The sequence below is a fragment of the Planktothrix rubescens CCAP 1459/22 genome (genome assembly GCA_904830895.1).
GTDB classification, from domain to species: Bacteria; Cyanobacteriota; Cyanobacteriia; order Cyanobacteriales; family Microcoleaceae; genus Planktothrix; species Planktothrix agardhii.
Genome location: LR882958.1, coordinates 1,906,401 through 1,922,352 on the forward strand (window position 1 = coordinate 1,906,401; position 15,952 = coordinate 1,922,352).

At 41.1% G+C, this 15,952-nt stretch carries 19 protein-coding genes; 7 read left to right on the forward strand and 12 right to left on the reverse strand.

Annotated features, from left to right (window positions below; translation table 11 throughout):
* Positions 1–86 precede the first annotated feature (86 nt).
* Positions 87–869, forward strand: a complete 783-nt coding sequence (locus tag NMG86_RS08920) for an SDR family NAD(P)-dependent oxidoreductase (protein WP_026797478.1) — start codon at positions 87–89, stop codon at positions 867–869.
* 57 nt (positions 870–926) lie between these two features.
* Here the strand turns inward: NMG86_RS08920 and argC are convergent, their stop codons facing one another.
* The 10 genes from argC to NMG86_RS08970 form a co-directional block, all read right to left on the reverse strand.
* Positions 927–1,988 carry an N-acetyl-gamma-glutamyl-phosphate reductase gene (gene argC, locus NMG86_RS08925; protein WP_026797479.1) on the reverse strand — a complete coding sequence of 354 codons (1,062 nt, stop codon included), beginning with the start codon at positions 1,986–1,988 and terminating at the stop codon, positions 927–929.
* 132 nt (positions 1,989–2,120) lie between these two features.
* Positions 2,121–3,314 (reverse strand): glycosyltransferase, encoded by a 1,194-nt coding sequence (locus NMG86_RS08930; protein ID WP_026797480.1) that lies wholly within the window; start codon positions 3,312–3,314, stop codon positions 2,121–2,123.
* Positions 3,315–3,483: 169 nt separating this feature from the next.
* Positions 3,484–4,089: a fasciclin domain-containing protein gene (locus tag NMG86_RS08935; protein ID WP_052338679.1), complete on the reverse strand. Its 606-nt coding sequence runs from the start codon at positions 4,087–4,089 to the stop codon at positions 3,484–3,486.
* A gap of 27 nt (positions 4,090–4,116) precedes the next feature.
* Positions 4,117–4,671 carry a fasciclin domain-containing protein gene (locus NMG86_RS08940; RefSeq protein WP_026787268.1) on the reverse strand — a complete coding sequence of 185 codons (555 nt, stop codon included), beginning with the start codon at positions 4,669–4,671 and terminating at the stop codon, positions 4,117–4,119.
* Between the two features lie 124 nt (positions 4,672–4,795).
* Positions 4,796–5,599, reverse strand: a complete 804-nt coding sequence (locus NMG86_RS08945) for an MBL fold metallo-hydrolase (protein ID WP_026787267.1) — start codon at positions 5,597–5,599, stop codon at positions 4,796–4,798.
* Positions 5,600–5,637: 38 nt separating this feature from the next.
* Positions 5,638–6,225, reverse strand: a complete 588-nt coding sequence (locus NMG86_RS08950) for an anthranilate synthase component II (protein WP_026793607.1) — start codon at positions 6,223–6,225, stop codon at positions 5,638–5,640.
* Positions 6,226–6,228: 3 nt separating this feature from the next.
* A complete protein-coding gene (locus tag NMG86_RS08955) occupies positions 6,229–6,744 on the reverse strand; it encodes a diacylglycerol kinase (RefSeq protein WP_026797481.1) in 516 nt (171 codons plus the stop codon).
* 141 nt (positions 6,745–6,885) lie between these two features.
* Positions 6,886–7,440: an rRNA maturation RNase YbeY gene (gene ybeY, locus NMG86_RS08960; protein ID WP_026787264.1), complete on the reverse strand. Its 555-nt coding sequence runs from the start codon at positions 7,438–7,440 to the stop codon at positions 6,886–6,888.
* 31 nt (positions 7,441–7,471) lie between these two features.
* On the reverse strand, positions 7,472–7,663 hold the full coding sequence (locus tag NMG86_RS08965; protein ID WP_026787263.1) for a DUF3285 domain-containing protein: 192 nt from the start codon (positions 7,661–7,663) through the stop codon (positions 7,472–7,474).
* A 112-nt stretch (positions 7,664–7,775) separates the two neighbouring features.
* The gene (locus tag NMG86_RS08970) at positions 7,776–8,393 is read right to left on the reverse strand and encodes a thylakoid membrane photosystem I accumulation factor (RefSeq protein WP_173400996.1); all 618 of its coding nucleotides are present in this window, start codon (positions 8,391–8,393) and stop codon (positions 7,776–7,778) included.
* Positions 8,394–8,986: 593 nt separating this feature from the next.
* Between NMG86_RS08970 and apcA the strand changes: the two genes are divergently transcribed.
* From apcA to NMG86_RS08990, 4 genes are all read left to right on the forward strand, one after another.
* Entirely contained in the window at positions 8,987–9,472 is a 486-nt protein-coding gene (apcA, locus tag NMG86_RS08975) for an allophycocyanin subunit alpha (protein ID WP_026787261.1), read from the forward strand.
* Between the two features lie 68 nt (positions 9,473–9,540).
* Positions 9,541–10,026, forward strand: coding sequence for an allophycocyanin subunit beta (gene apcB, locus NMG86_RS08980; protein ID WP_026787260.1), 486 nt, complete (start codon positions 9,541–9,543; stop codon positions 10,024–10,026).
* A gap of 225 nt (positions 10,027–10,251) precedes the next feature.
* The gene (locus NMG86_RS08985; RefSeq protein ID WP_026787259.1) at positions 10,252–10,455 is read left to right on the forward strand and encodes a phycobilisome linker polypeptide; all 204 of its coding nucleotides are present in this window, start codon (positions 10,252–10,254) and stop codon (positions 10,453–10,455) included.
* 187 nt (positions 10,456–10,642) lie between these two features.
* Entirely contained in the window at positions 10,643–12,727 is a 2,085-nt protein-coding gene (locus NMG86_RS08990) for a hypothetical protein (protein WP_026797482.1), read from the forward strand.
* A gap of 155 nt (positions 12,728–12,882) precedes the next feature.
* Here the strand turns inward: NMG86_RS08990 and psaK are convergent, their stop codons facing one another.
* On the reverse strand, positions 12,883–13,143 hold the full coding sequence (gene psaK, locus NMG86_RS08995; protein WP_395649463.1) for a photosystem I reaction center subunit PsaK: 261 nt from the start codon (positions 13,141–13,143) through the stop codon (positions 12,883–12,885).
* A gap of 230 nt (positions 13,144–13,373) precedes the next feature.
* Between psaK and NMG86_RS09000 the strand changes: the two genes are divergently transcribed.
* Complete coding sequence (locus tag NMG86_RS09000) at positions 13,374–14,009, forward strand: phosphoribosylanthranilate isomerase (protein WP_026787256.1); 636 nt, start codon at positions 13,374–13,376, stop codon at positions 14,007–14,009.
* Between the two features lie 89 nt (positions 14,010–14,098).
* Here NMG86_RS09000 and NMG86_RS09005 read toward each other — a convergent pair whose 3' ends face one another.
* The gene (locus tag NMG86_RS09005) at positions 14,099–14,458 is read right to left on the reverse strand and encodes a hypothetical protein (RefSeq protein WP_036834084.1); all 360 of its coding nucleotides are present in this window, start codon (positions 14,456–14,458) and stop codon (positions 14,099–14,101) included.
* A 561-nt stretch (positions 14,459–15,019) separates the two neighbouring features.
* Between NMG86_RS09005 and NMG86_RS09010 the strand changes: the two genes are divergently transcribed.
* Positions 15,020–15,856, forward strand: a complete 837-nt coding sequence (locus NMG86_RS09010; RefSeq protein WP_026787255.1) for a photosystem II manganese-stabilizing polypeptide — start codon at positions 15,020–15,022, stop codon at positions 15,854–15,856.
* Positions 15,857–15,952 lie beyond the last annotated feature (96 nt).

A 15,952-nucleotide genomic window follows, 5' to 3' on the forward strand; every position in this document is an offset into this window, starting at 1 on the left:
TCAGAGGAATCACCTTCGGTGGGTGCCAACACCCTCGAAACCAAATACAATAATTGATCAGAAAGTGATTCTAGGATGGAAAATTAATGAAAACTGCGTTAATTACAGGAGCGTCTGTTGGGATTGGGGCGGCGTTTGCAAAGGAATTAGCCTCTCGGAAAATTGATGTGGTTTTAGTGGCCCGTTCTCAAGACAAATTAGAAAAACTTGCTGAACAATTGCGATCGCAATATAATATTAAAGCATATCTAATTCCTCAAGATTTAACCCAACCCGATGCCACACAATCGGTTTTTGATGCTATCTCTCAACAGGGATTAACTATTGATTTACTAATTAATAATGCGGGATTTGGAGATTATGGAGCTTTTGCAGATCGTCCCTTAACTAAACAAGTGCAAATGATTCAGTTAAATATTACAGCCTTAGTTGAACTGACTCATTTATTCTTAACAGATATGAAAAAACGGGGTTCAGGTGCGATCGTTAATGTCGCTTCTATTGCGGGTTATCAACCCTTACCTTATTGTTCGGTTTATGCGGGAACAAAAGCCTTTGTTTTGAATTTTACCGAGGCTTTATGGGCGGAAAATAAAGACTCTGGGGTGAGGCTTTTAGTGGTCTGTCCTGGCCCTACCGAATCTAACTTTTTTGTCGCAGCAGAATTTCCTCAAACCCTTTCCGGCGTTGGACAAAATTATGCCACGGCGGAGGAAGTTGTTCAAGACACATTAACAGCCTTAGAAAAAGACTTTTCAACTTTAGTAACGGGAGGATTTAGTAATCAATTTATTGTGAATTTACCTCGATTTTTCCCTAGGGATACGATTGTTAGTTTAGTGGAAAAACAGTTTAAACCTAAAAAATAAATTGTTGTTGGGCTTTAGCACAAAAATTAGGAGGGCTAAAGCCCAACAACATAAAACTTAAGGATAGAAACACAATTGGGGTAAACCCAAGGTTTCTTCCCAACCCATCATAATATTCATGCACTGCACTCCTTGTCCGGCTTGACCTTTAATTAAGTTATCAATAGCAGACATAACAATCACTCGTCCGGTGCGCTGATCAACTTCAATTCCTAAGTAACAAAGGTTAGTTCCACAAGCCCATTTTGTTTGAGGATAGGTACCACCAGGTAATATTTTAACCAGGGGAGAATTGCGATAAAAGGCTTTATAAATAGTAATTAAATCCTCTCTAACTAACCCTGGATCTCGTAAAGTTGCATAAACCGTGGCTAAAATTCCCCGTACCATTGGCATTAAATGGGGAGTGAATTGAACTAAAATATCATGTCCGGCTAAGTCACTACAAACCTGTTCAATTTCTGGGGTATGGCGATGATGACCTCCGACACTATAGGCCCCGATTGAACTATCAGCTTCGGCTAATAACATATTAACTTTAGCCTGTCTTCCTCCTCCAGAAGTGCCGGATTTGGCGTCAATAATTGTGGTATGGGGATCAACTAATCCCTGTTTTAATAGGGGAGAAATTGCTAATAAACTTGCTGTTACATAACAACCCGCACAACCAACTAATTGAGCCGTAGCTAGGCGATCGCGATACAATTCAGGTAAGCCATAAACGGCCGTTGCTGTGATCGCTTGATCCGTGCGTTCTCCCCCATACCATTTTTTATAAATGTCTAAATTAGAAAACCGATAATCTGCCGATAAATCTAATACTTTACATCCTTTTTCTATTAATTGAGGCGCCATTGTATAGGCTAAATTATTAGGTAGGGATAGAAAAACAATTTGACATTTAGAGGCTATTTTATCAATATCAATAGGTTCGATCACTAAATCCACGCATTCATTCAAATGGGGATAGAGACTACAAAAGGGTTTTCCGGCGCTACTATCCCCGCCCAAATAAGCAATTCTGACCAGGGGATGATCCTGTAACAAACGCACCAACTGCACACCACCATAGCCCGAGGCTCCAACAATACCGACGGGAATCCGTTCTGCATTAACCATATTACCTAACTCCTAGAAAAATGACCTAATCTGTTTGACAATCCTTCGACAAGGCTCAGGATAAGCTTTTGCTGCATGATAGCTGATTATGGAAAAATTTGGAAAAATGTTTTGAAATTTATCTGGGCTCTCTCAAACTCGAAAACCCATTTCCCCGAGTTCCTGACGTAAACGTTGGGCTTCTGGGGAGTTATTTTGTTCGTGTAATTCTATGGCGGCTTTAAACATCATTGAGCTATCGCTGAGTTGACCAATTTGTAGTAAGAGAACTCCTAAATTTTGGAAGGTTTCGGCTGAGTTGGGATTTAATTCTAGGGCTTTTTGATAGGCGGCGATCGCTTCTCGATAGGCTCCCATTTCTCTCAAGGTCATACCTAAATTATAATAGGCGATCGCTAAACTAGGATCAATTTCTATGGCGGTTTGATAGGCAATTTTTGCGGATTCTAGTTCTCCTTCTTGTTTGAAAATATTGCCTAAATTATTATAGGCTCCTAGCTTTAATTGTGGTATAATATTAATACCAATGGCGGTTTGATAATGATATTTTGCTAGGATAAATTGTCCTTGTTTACTATAGGCTATGCCCAAATGATAATGGAGTTCATATAAAACCCCATCTTCTCCATTACTCTCTTGAGATAATCCTGATTTTAATAGTTCAATTCCGCGCTCTAAGTCGCCAATTTCAACGTACAAAGCCCCCAATTTACTAGCAGCATATCCATCAGTTGGATGTTCTTCTAAGTAACGCTCCATTGATGTTTTTGCCAGTTGCCATTTATTCCGTTTCGCGATCGCTTCGGCTTGGTATCCATAATGTAAAATAGAAACTTGGGGTAATGTTCCAATTTGCCATTGCGGTTTTTGGCGGATTAATTCAGTTACACTATCATCTACCATGGCATGATAGGGACGGGAAAAACAGATTTGGGGATGATTTCTAAATAGTCGAGAAACTAAGGAATAAGGAGACTGACTGGCGCCGATTTCCTGTCTAATTAAGTTAACTACAATTAAATTACGATTTTCCATAATTTGATGCAGTTGTGGCCCAATTTCAGGGTCTAAAATTTCATCTGCATCTAATACTAAAATCCACTGTCCGGTTGCATAACTTAACGCGGCATTTCTAGCTTTAGCAAAGTCATCACACCAATTAAAGGAATGAACTTTTGCCCCAAATTGTTGAGCAATTTTTGGGGTTTTATCCGTTGACCCCGTATCAACAATAATCATTTCATCAACAATTCCTTTAACACTATTTAAACATTTTGCTAAAGTTTCTTGTTCATTCTTAACAATCATGCAAAGGCTTAATTTCATAAATAGGAAATTGAAAATGGGATATGTTGACAATGATAAAGCCTAATTTAACCACAAAGACACAAAGACACAAAGACACAAAAAAGTTGTAAATACTAACCTGTTCATTTCTATATTTTAGACATGAGATGCACCTATTTTTTTTCTATTGCCTATTCCCTATTTTAGCTTATTTAGGTAGAATTAAAATTTGATCAATAACATGAATTACTCCATTACTCGCCGGAATATCAGAATCAATTATCGTGGCATTTCCGACTTTAATTTGATTTTTCTTTGTCTTAATAGTAACAGAATCTCCTTCTAAAGTTTTGAGTTTTCCTGATTTTAAATCTGTTGTTGTAATTTTACCAGGAATTACATGATATTGTAATAGTTCGGTAAATTGGTTGAGGTTTTGGGATTTTAGAATAGCATCTAAAATTTGCTGCGGTAATTTAGCTAGAGCTTCATCTGTTGGCGCAAAAATGGTAAAATCTCCCTGTTTTAAGGCATCTAATAATCCAATAGATTGTAAAATCATCCCTAGGATTTTAAAGCGTTCATCGGCTAAAATAACCGTGGCTAAATCTCCAACAACACCTTGAATCACTTTTGGAGAAATAGGCATTTGAGCCAAATCTTGGCTGGGTTGGCGACAAATTAGTTCGGAATTGACAGACATTTGAACTTCGGCGGCGACTACGGGGGAAATAGTTCCTAATGTTAATAAACTCAAAATACTGATAATTCCTAAACTTTTACCTTGATTTTGATTTTCTATTAAACTATTCATGGTTTTATCCTCTTGAAATAATTAAAATTATTCGGGTAAAATCACCGCATCAATTACATGAATTACACCATTTCTAGCAGGAACATCGGCTTTAATTACCGTTGCGTTATCAACTTTTACCGATGAACCTACTTGAATATTAACCGTATCTCCTTCTACGGTTTTAATTTCTCCAGATTTTAGGTCAGTTGATAATACCTTTCCCGGGACAACATGATAGGTCAAAATTTTAACTAATTGGGCTTTATTTTCCGGTTTCAGTAAGTTTTCTAAAACTCCTGGGGGAAGTTCGGAAAAGGCTTTATCTGTTGGTGCAAATAGGGTAAATGGCCCTTCTGCTTTAATCGTATCAACTAAGTCCGCCGCTTGTAATGCTTGGGTTAGAATTCTAAATTCACCCGCGCTAACAATAGTATCAATAATATCCAGGGAAGTTGTAGCCGGAATTTGAGTAATTTGGGTTGAGTTTATTAAGGTGTAATTATGCAGTTGAGCTTGAACGGGTAAAATCCCGAATAGCGTCAACCCAACAATACCTACAAACCCAGCGATTAATTTTTGCGAGTGATTTTGAATGGTCATAATAGTTATAAAACATCAATAGGGATACTAACCTTAACTGTCTATTTTGCCCTATATCAAAAGGAATAAGAATATATTTTTTTAAAAGGGGATAGACAGTCAAAATTATTAAGGGAACTTTCAGTTAACTTTTAGGAGTTACATCAAAGTTATAACTTAAGACGTTAATTATCGGCCCTTGTTTCGGTAAATCATCTGCGGTTAATCTCAGTGTATCGGTTTGTTTAATTTGTATTGATGTTCCCGCCATTACGGATAAAAAATTATCCACAGGTTCGATATCACAGGCCGTTACATCCGCCGCCAAGGTGCGATAATGGGTGGGGATAACAATTTTAGGGTTGAGAAATTCAATCGTCTTTCTGGCTTCTTCTGGAGTATAGGATTTCGCCCCACCTCCCACCGGAATCAACATTAAATCTGGACGACCAATTAAAATCCGTTCTTCCATTCCTAATGGCCCAGCTAATCCACCTAAATGTAAAATTTTAATTCCCGCTTGTTTCCACAACCAAGCTACATTTACCCCAAATTGTCGGCCATTAAATCTATCTTTAATGGTGCGAATTCCTTGAATTTGATTACCATTAAATTGATAAACCCCGGGTTCATATAATAAGGATGGATTTCCTGTAAATCCTTCGGTCACACCCTCATCTAAAAGACGGCTACTAATTAAGATTAAATCGGTTTGAATTTGTTGAGGATTTCGATAACCTGCGGTACATCCAATTGGGCGAAAAGGATTAACTAAAATTCTTAATCCTCCCCCGGTAAATAAAAAGGAAGTATGTCCTAACCATTGGACAGTTAAGGTATTTTCAGAAGTAGATTGTGCGGAAGAATTTTGCCATTGAGACGTTAACCCAGTCGCTAAAGTGGTTAATAATGTTGTAGTTGTTAATTGAATTAATTTGCGCCGTTTCATAAGTATTTAGGTTGACGTATCAATGGATTAAAGGACAATTATATTCGTTCTAGGAAGTTTTTTAGAAGTTGTTTGCCATTCTGGGTCAAAACGCTTTCCGGGTGAAATTGTACCCCTTGAATGTGGGGATAGTCCCGATGACGAACCCCCATAATTGTCCCATCTTCTACCCATCCGGTAATTTCTAAACTATCGGGACAGGTTTCTCGTTCAATCACTAAACTATGATAGCGAGTTGCTGTTAATGGATTATCTAAATTTTTAAACACACCAACGCCTGTATGATGGATAGGAGATGTTTTTCCGTGCATTAATTCCGGTGCCGAAATAATATTTCCCCCAAACACCTGGCCAATACTTTGATGACCTAAACATACTCCTAAAATGGGTAAAGTCGGCCCCAATTCTCTAATTAATTCTAGGGAAATTCCAGCATCTTCGGGACGACCTGGCCCTGGAGAAATAACCACGGCGTCGGGTTTCATTTGACGAATTTCTTCTAGGGAAATCCGATCATTTCTAAACACCTGAACTTCAGCAGCAATCGGTAATTCTTGCCCTAGTTCGCCTAAATACTGAACAATATTGTATGTAAAACTATCGTAATTATCAATAACAATAATCAAGGGTTAAACTCCTGAAACTATAATTTGAATCCAGGTGAACAGAGGAGGTAAAAGTAATATTCCAGCTACCAATAATGCCACGAAAGCGGAAATTAAAACCGCCGCCGCCGCACAATCCTTCGCAATTCTGGCTAAATCATGGTAGGACTGACCAACGCTTAAGTCAACCACCGATTCTATGGCTGTGTTCAATAATTCCATGGTCATCACCGCACCGATAGTCAGGCCAATAATTGCGATTTCCACCCGGGTTAACTGCAAAAAAAGACCCAAGCCAATTGCTAGGGTTCCTATGATAGTATGAATCCGAAAGTTTCTTTGAGTTATAAAAGCATAACTAATTCCTGTCCAAGCATATTTAAAGCTAACTAATAAATTAGAAGCGATTTTCCACGATAATTCTCGGTCATATTTTTTACCCATAGTCTCGGAAAGATTAGACTTAGATAAAGTTGTTGTTTGAGGAATAGGAATTGACGGTGTAGGAAATGTTGAAAGAGAGGGTTTTTCTACATTCATTTCTAAGTCCTTCGCTGAATAAGTTTTCACTACCAGCAGTTTTAGGTCTGTTATAGGAAGCAATTTATCACAGTTTTCTTGATAATTTGTTTATTGAGTTACTAGAATTTATGGCTATTTTGGATTAATCTAACTCACCTGTTAAACTCCTAAATTAACTATTTCTAGTAGTACCCGTTGTTGCTCCAACATTTCGGTTAAACTTTGATCATCGGGATGATCCCAACCTAAAAGATGTAGTAAACCGTGAGTTGCTAACCATCCTAGCTCGATTTTTAGGGAATGCCCTTGTTGTTGAGCTTGAAGGTTAGCCGTTTCCACCGAAATTACAATATCACCAAGATACAGCGATTCAGCAGAAAATTCTTCTGGAGGTTGGGGACAATCGACCTCTAATGTAGCAAAGGCTAACACATCGGTTGGTTTATCTTGAGAACGATACTGAGTATTTAAGAGTTTAATTTCATGATCATCAGTTAGACGTAAACTTAACTCGTAACTGGATGCCAATGGTAGATAGGACTCTAAATAATTTAACCAACTTTGGAACCAATATTCCCATTCTGTGATAGTCAAGGGACAGTCAATTTCCCGGGGAGAAGACTCTAGCGCATCATTGGGAATGGTGTTATTTTCGGAGTTTTCTAACTGTTCCCAAAAACAGTCTTGTATACTAACTTCAACCTGTACAGTCATTAATAAAAAATCTAATCAGAATTTAAAGGATTTAGCGGGTTAGATAAGCCATTCCAACTAGAAATCCGACTAAACCCACTGTGGTTAAGGCAAAGTGAAATAGGGATTTTCCGCCCTTGCGAACCATATTCCGCATCGCTAATTTAACATAGCTGGGTTTGGGTTCGTTGGGTTTAACTTGGGGTTCTAGTTCTGGGGTAGAGGGGGAAGATGGGGTATTCATTTAGGCGATGAGGATGGGAAAGTAGGCCGACTGAATCGATCATAACAAAAATGTTACATTTTATGAAGCGATCGCCCGGTCGAATCTATATTCGGTCATCTCCCGCAGATATTTACTTCTGGGTTGGAACTAACTCCGTGTTAAATTCATTGAAGGAACGACGCCGTAATTCCACGGATTCATTACGAGGTAATAAATTAAAGACTTGGCGAAACCCATCATCAACGGTTTCAAAGGCGACCTGTCCCGGTTTATCTAAAACGACTTTCCCCGACTGGTTAATTAATACGGTTTGGGGAACATAGCCTTTGTAATAATAACCCGGTTCCTGGGGGGAATTTTTGGCATCGGGTAATAGGGTATCAACATTTACCGGAATAAAGTCTGCCTCCCTTCCGTAAAAACGCTGAAGTTCTGATACTGTGGTGACAAATTTTTTACAATCTTTACTATCATCCAAAAAGAATACTAATAATGAGGGTCTACCTTGGTTCATGGATTCTGTTAAGGTGACTCTAGGGGGAACCAAGGAACCATTCCCAGCATACAGCGCAAAAATATTACCATCAAAGCGATCATCATCCAAACCCGCTAATGCCGAAGGAGTAATGGTCAAAAAGAATACACAAATGATCACCAAGGTAGTCAGCAGGGTTTTGAAACCCCTAAAACCCTGAAAGCAAGGTTGCCGGACATTGAACTGGGGAGAATGCCATCGAGTTAAACGCATATTATGGGGAAAGCCATTGAGATTCTAAACAGAATCTATTGTTACATTTTTGGGTTTACTTTACCCCAGTGAAGGGAGGGGAAAACGAGCTTGATATCGGTTCTAAAACATTAATATTTCAACTGTCAACACCTCAACCGTCAACCCGCGATTTCGGTGGTAATGTTAAAAACTATTACAATATCGCTCAGAATGTGTACTCCATGCCTGAAAATACAAGCGATAGGTAGTGACGGTGTTGGGCAAATTAATGTCCAAAGCTAGTTACCCCATCGACTGTGGCCCCAAGGGGAGCAGTTTGGGAATCCATTGCCTAAAAGCCAGTGGAGGATGTCGAACTTGTGGATTGTCCCCTAAAAATCTCAAAAATTTTTGAGGGTACAAAGCAGCAAGAAGTGAAGCAGTAGAAATCTCAAACCGATAGATTTGATTGCGGATCAAAAACACAGATGCACTCTATGTCATCACCTGACCCAGACTGTATCTGAACCAGCACCGAACGCTCATCGGTAACGATGAGGCTCTCCGACTCAGTTAATGGGTTTCGGGAGAGCGTCAATCAGGAAAACGTTAGCTAAACGCTTTTGTAGAAAATGAGTATCGTCACAAAATCCATTGTTAATGCCGACGCCGAAGCGCGTTACCTCAGCCCTGGTGAGTTAGACCGGATCAAAGCCTTTGTTACCTCTGGTGCAAGCCGCATTCGTATCGCCGAAACCGTGAGCGGTGCCCGTGAGCGGATCATCAAAGAAGCTGGAAACCAATTGTTTCAGAAACGCCCTGATGTGGTCTCCCCTGCTGGTAACGCCTATGGCCCGGAAATGACCGCTACCTGCTTACGCGACCTTGACTACTACCTGCGTCTGGTCACCTATGGAGTCGTTGCGGGTGATATTACCCCCATCGAAGAAATTGGGATTGTTGGCGCACGGGAAATGTACAAATCTCTGGGTACTCCCGTTGAAGCCGTTGCCGAAGGAATTCGTGCGCTGAAGAGTGTTGCTACAGGTCTGTTATCTGGTGAAGATGCAGCCGAAGCCGCAGCTTACTTCGACTATGTGATCGGTGCGCTCTCATAAGTCCGATCGCCTTATCACATTTTTTAAACGATTCCTAGATTCAGCGACTACAAGGAAATAGAACAATCATGCAAGACGCCATTACTTCCGTAATTAATTCTGCTGACGTTCAGGGTAAGTACCTGGATGCCAACTCCCTGCAAAAGTTAAAAGCTTACTTCGCCACCGGCGAACTGCGGGTTCGTGCTGCTTCAACCATTAGTGCTAATGCAGCCAGCATCGTCAAAGAAGCAGTAGCCAAATCCCTGCTGTATTCTGACGTGACTCGTCCCGGTGGCAATATGTACACCACCCGTCGCTATGCTGCTTGCATCCGCGACTTAGACTACTACCTGCGTTATGCCACCTATGCTATGTTAGCTGGCGATCCTTCCATTCTCGATGAGCGTGTTCTCAACGGTTTGAAAGAAACCTATAACTCCCTGGGTGTTCCCATCGGTTCTACCGTGCAAGCCATCCAAGCCATCAAAGAAGTTACCGCTAGTTTAGTGGGTGCTGATGCTGGCAAAGAAATGGGTATTTACTTAGACTATATCTCCTCTGGCTTAAGCTAAAACCAAGGTTAGGTTTGTGAGGGCAGTCACTCAGTTTGATTCCCCATCCCCAATCTAAACGACCTTCAAGGCCAGGGAAGTCTGGAGTGAATGCTAGACCGCCAAAGGCTTGTCTGTTTTCGGTGATAAGTTTTAGCGAGCTAGGATTAACTCCCGACTCCCGGCCTTTGAGCATTTTAAAATTGATGTAAAACTTGTTAAATTTGCCTAGGAGAGACGAACCTCATGCGGATGTTTAAAGTAACAGCTTGTGTTCCAAGCCAAAGCCGGATTCGTACCCAACGGGAATTACAAAATACCTACTTTACTAAGTTAGTTCCCTATGACAGTTGGTTTAAAGAACAACAACGGATCATGAAAATGGGCGGTAAAATTGTCAAAGTGGAACTGGCAACGGGCAAGCCCGGAACTAACGCCGGATTGCTGTAGAAGACAGGAGGCTGGGGACAGAAGGTAGAAAGAACACCGAAAAAAAGAAAAAAGATTAATTCTTAATTCTTGATTCTTGATTCTTAATTCTTCCTGCCTCCTGCCTCCTGCCTCCTGCTGTTTTGCTGCCATCCAATTCCGCTATCATATTGGAGAAACGAAAAACCACCTAATATAGAGGCGGGAAATGGCAAGTTGGGAATTTTTACTGCAAAAAGAAGGGGACAATAGTTGGTTGACCTTAGAATCCCCGGATGTTGAGATTTTAGAAGGACGCTACCGGATGGTAGCCCGGTCTGGATATAAAAACACTTCAATTGATGTTCGGATTATTTATCAAGATTTTGATGCGGTTCCACCTGTCCAACAGGTTCAAACTCGGACACTAACCACAAATGCCGAGGGTTTGATGGTGGTTATGCCTTATACTTCCCTGAAACCTGGGAATTGGCAATTTTCTTGTGCGCCTCAACTGACGTCTGGGTTATTAGCAACCGTGGGTAAAAAAACCATACAATTAAGGGTTCTCAACTCGGAAGCAGAAGAATTTGATCAATTTTTTGGGGATACGGAACCACCGACGGCTGATATTACCTCCCCAGAGCCCCCGACTGTTGAACCGCAAACGGATCAGTCTTCTAAGGTTGTACAGTTCCCAACCGATCGCCTCTATGTTGTGCCTGAACCGACTCGGCCACCACTTTCGGTTCTGGAGACTCCCGAAGCATCCCCACAACCCCTTGATCCGCTAGAAACGTTACTCAATTCTCTGCATATCTTCCTAGAACAAGATACCTTTGTTGGCCGTTTAGGAGAAGCCTTAGTTGTTTCGGGACGGGTGGAATTGCCAACCCCTAACCCATCTTCTACTTACCCAATTCTGACTGACGGACAATTGCAATTTCGCTTACGCGACCCCCAAAGCTCAGAACCCTTATTTGAGGTTAACCAAACCCTTTCTTCCTGCGACTTCCCGCTATTTTTTTCCGGTGTGGTTTATATTCCCTTTGAATGTAAAACCCGTTTAATTTTAGGGGAAGTGATTTTTTCTCATGATGGGGCTTTGGTGACGACTCAATCCTTTAATGTTGTTACCCAGGTTGAACATCTTTTAGAAGCTATAGATCAGGGTTTTAGTCCAGAATTGGATCAAGATGACTTCCCCGACCTTGCTAATTTGGATATGGGAGTTCTGGAATTACCTGACCTGACCGATACCACTAACAGGGCTGAAGTTTTAACCACGGAAACGACTACGGTGCTTCCTCCCAAACTGAATAATTCTAGCTGGGAATCTCGATCTCCTACATCCCTAGATTTGCCAATATTCGGCTCTAGTTCCACAACTGGGGAAGTTAAACCTGCACCAAAACCGGATCAAAGTGTTGTATCGTCTGAGGATCAGGATTCATCGACGGTTGTTAACTCTTGGGAATCGAATTATACAGATATATCAACTTCAATTTCACCGCTATTAGTAGGAGAATCATCGGAATTAATCCCGGCGACAGATGGGATTGAAAAAATTGAACCAATAGCTAAACCGAAATCCGATCCAGAAGTTCAAGAAGCCTTTCAAGCGTTAGATTTGAATAATCGGTTTTGGTCACGGTTGAATGCTTTAGCGGGTGATCAAGAATGGTCACAATGGGTGAAACGGGCGAATGTTAATCCCTTACCTGAGATTCCTTTTAATGCTGCTAGTAATATTGTTAAACGTTCTGAACCAACATCATCGGATACAGCACCTTTGCCACACCCAGAAGTAATCAATGCCCAGGAAGAATTAGAGGAAATTGTAGTGGATGATGAACCTTTAGAATCCCCTGGAGCATTTTTTCCTCGGCGTAAACAGATCAAGGGAAGTAAACCTGAAGCCCCGGCGACAAATCAACCAATTTCTTATGTTTTACCTGAAGATCAACTGGTTCCTGATCCCCAAATTGAAGTCTTATCAACGGAAATTATTGCTGGAAGGTTAGTTAAACTGAGGGTAAGACTTCCCGATGGTTTACCCCGAATTTATGTCAAGGTTTGGCTGTTTGATCGGCAAACTCGCACTGTTGTTGATGGCCCTCGTTGGTTAACGGAATTTTCACCGAATGGATTTGATCAAATTGAAACAACCCTTGATTTAGAGATTCCTTATAGTAGTTTGGAAGTTTTATTTGAAGCGATCGCAGTGGAAATGCAAACCCAACGAGAAAGCAATAAAATTACGATTGAAGGTTCCGTTAATCCCCCTCCAGGGCCTTCTTTACCCATTCATTAATTAATGCCTTGTAGAGACGCGCCATGGCGCGTCTCTACAAGGATGGCGCGTCTCTACAAGGGATGGCGCGTCTCTACAAGGGATGGCGCGTCTCTACAAGGGATGGCGCGTCTCTACAAGGGATGGCGCGTCTCTACAAGGGATGAGAACTTTTCCTAAATAACTCCCGCGTTACCCAGGGCTAAAATTACCCCAGCCCCTAAAATATGTCCAAAACTAGCAGTCGCTAATAATTCAGGAAATCCAAACCCGGTAAACATCCGGGGTAAACCGGGTAAACTCGGCCCTTTGCCACGATTTTCTTTAGAAATGGCATAGAAACCGATGAAAATTGCCAATAGGTTTGAGATAATCATCACAATGGCTACACTGGGAGACCAACTCACGGTGGCGGGAACGTTGCTTTGTATTGACATCAGTAAGGAAGTGTAAATCAAGTTTCTATTCTCCTGAGCAATTTACGATTTTTTTAATTTCAACGGTTGATTATAGAAACCCGACGCTAAAAATTACCAATTTGTTGAAAAAGTTAATATAGCAGGGAATAGGGAATAGACAGAATGCACCCGATTGAATAATTATTGTAAAATTTTGATCAGAATTGTCTGCTGTGAATCAGACCTTAAACTCAACTTCAAGAGCATCAATGCGAATTAAAATTTGTGGAATTACTCGACCGGATCAGGGTTGTGCGATCGCCCAAATGGGGGCGACAATGTTAGGATTTATTTGTGTTCGGTGCTCCCCTCGTTATGCCACGTCGGAGCAAATTCGCAGGATTTTAGAGAATTTACCCAACTCGATTCAAACTATTGGTGTATTTGCTAATGTGAGTGTGGAGGAAATTTATCAAACGGTCAGGGAAACGGGATTAACTGGTGTACAACTGCATGGGGATGAATCTCCTGATTTTTGCGATCGCCTGCGTCAAATTCTTCCTGATACAGAACTGATTAAAGCCCTACGGGTTAAATCCCCAGCGACTTTAATTCAAGCTCAAGACTATTTTAATTATATTGATTCCCTATTATTAGATGCTTATCATCCGCAACAGTTGGGAGGGACGGGTCAAAGGTTAGACTGGCAAATTTTGAAACCATTTTCCCCCCCCTGTTCCTGGTTTTTAGCCGGAGGATTAACCCCGGATAATATTGGGGAAGCATTGCAACAGTTACAGCCCGATGGTATTGATCTCTCTAGTGGGGTTGAACGTTCTGCTGGTGATAAAGATTTAGCAAAAGTGAGTCAATTATTTCAAGTTCTCACGGATTTTTATTCTTAAATAATCATTGAATTGATGGTAGTTTTAACCCTGGCTTAAAACTTTGATGAGTGATTCATCGCCGCCAACTCCTTAAATTTATTCTGAACTTAATCCTGATTTTTGTTACCCTCCCCATCTGGATCAACTTCCTCCTCTAATGTAACTTCTGGAAATTCCCGATGTAAATTTTCCATCATAGATTTGAGAGAACTCCGAGGAATATAAGGCCAACCCCCTTTAGATTCAATTTCTCGTAATAAATGATAGAGTTTTTGACGACTATCGGGTAAAGATTGCTGAAATAAACTTTCTCGGATGTTCTGGTGTAACTGTTCTAAAATTCTCAGTACCGCTAAAATTTCCAGAGGGTTTCCTTCGGCGGTTGTGGCTAAGGTTAAAACCTTTTCTGCCAGAAATTCAAGCTGAGTTGACCGAGCTTGTGAATCAAATTCAGTGGAATTGTCCATAATTGAAATCTATCATTGCCAAAAACCTAATGAGAGAGGGCGCTCAATAAATTAACTTAATTAGTTTAACTTATCGTTGAAAAATTTGTACTTCGTCAGAAAAACAGTCACGAGCCTTGTACGGGTATGGTGTAGAATCACTATTGGGTTAAGATTCAGCTACCAAATAGCTCCGGTGATTCAACGTGAACAACTCCGTTGAAACAAAATTCCTCCCGTCTTTGTACCGAGGAGTTCGAGAACGCAACCCTAGAAGTGTTAAGACTTGTGGCTAGGTCGCCAACAACGATTTTCTTCGCCACAAACCTAATTTCACCAAAAAACGAGCGAGAAGCCCCTGGCTTTAGACATGGGGAGGAAAGTGGCTGCGGTTTCAACCGCCTTCAATATTTCCTGATCTAAAAGTAAGCGCAATTGCAATATCTTTTATAAGGGTAGTTGTTTTGAGCGTGTAGAGGTGATTTGATAGCGCCTTTGAGAGTTTTCGGATTCATTCAAGAATCCCCGTGGCTTCAGCCCTGGGGAGTATCAAATATCAATTTTGCATATTTGAGGTTGACAATGAGATATCGCGCTTTGGTTGCTGCACTATTAGCAATCTGTTTAACTGTACTTACAGCCTGTTCTGATGGCCCAGAGGCTAAAGATCCGAAGCTACTGACCTATGATGACATTAGAAATACAGGATTAGCTGTGAACTGTCCGACTTTACCCGAAACAGCCCGGGGTTCTATTGCGATTGATGGTGGTAAGTCCTACAGTATCAGTGGTTTGTGTCTGCAACCCACCAGCTATTTTGTCAAGCAAGAATCTACCAACAAACGCAAAGAAGCTGAATTTGTTCCGGGTCGTTTATTAACCCGATTCACCTATAGCTTAGATCAAATTGGGGGTAACCTGCTGGTGGGTTCCGATGGTAAACTCACCTTTGAAGAAAAAGATGGGATGGATTTCCAACCGATTACGGTTTTATTACCCGGTGGTGAAGAAGTTCCTTTCTTGTTCACGGTTAAAGGGTTAGTGGCGAGTTCCCAACCGGGATTATCCAGTATCAACACTTCTACCGATTTACGCGGGGATTTTAACGTTCCTTCCTATCGAGGCGCAAACTTCTTAGATCCTAAAGCCCGTGGGGTGAATGCTGGCTATGACAACGCCGTTGCTTTACCTGCAACCGCCGATGGAGCCGATTTAAGCACTGCTAATGTCAAGTTAGCAGATACCAAAGTTAAAGCGGGTCAGATTTCTTTACAAGTTTCTAAAATTGACGGCGAAACCGGAGAGGTGGCTGGAATTTTTGAAAGTGAACAGCCTTCTGATGATGATTTGGGTGCGAAGGAATCCTTGGCTGTGAAAGTTCGGGGTGTTTTCTATGGTCGGATTGAAACTGCTTCCTAAGCTGATCTATCCTTGAATTAAGTCCTGATTTGATCCAGGAAGAATGGGGGATCAACAGTTGCCTGTCTCCGGTTTGTGGACTTAATCACTGATTGG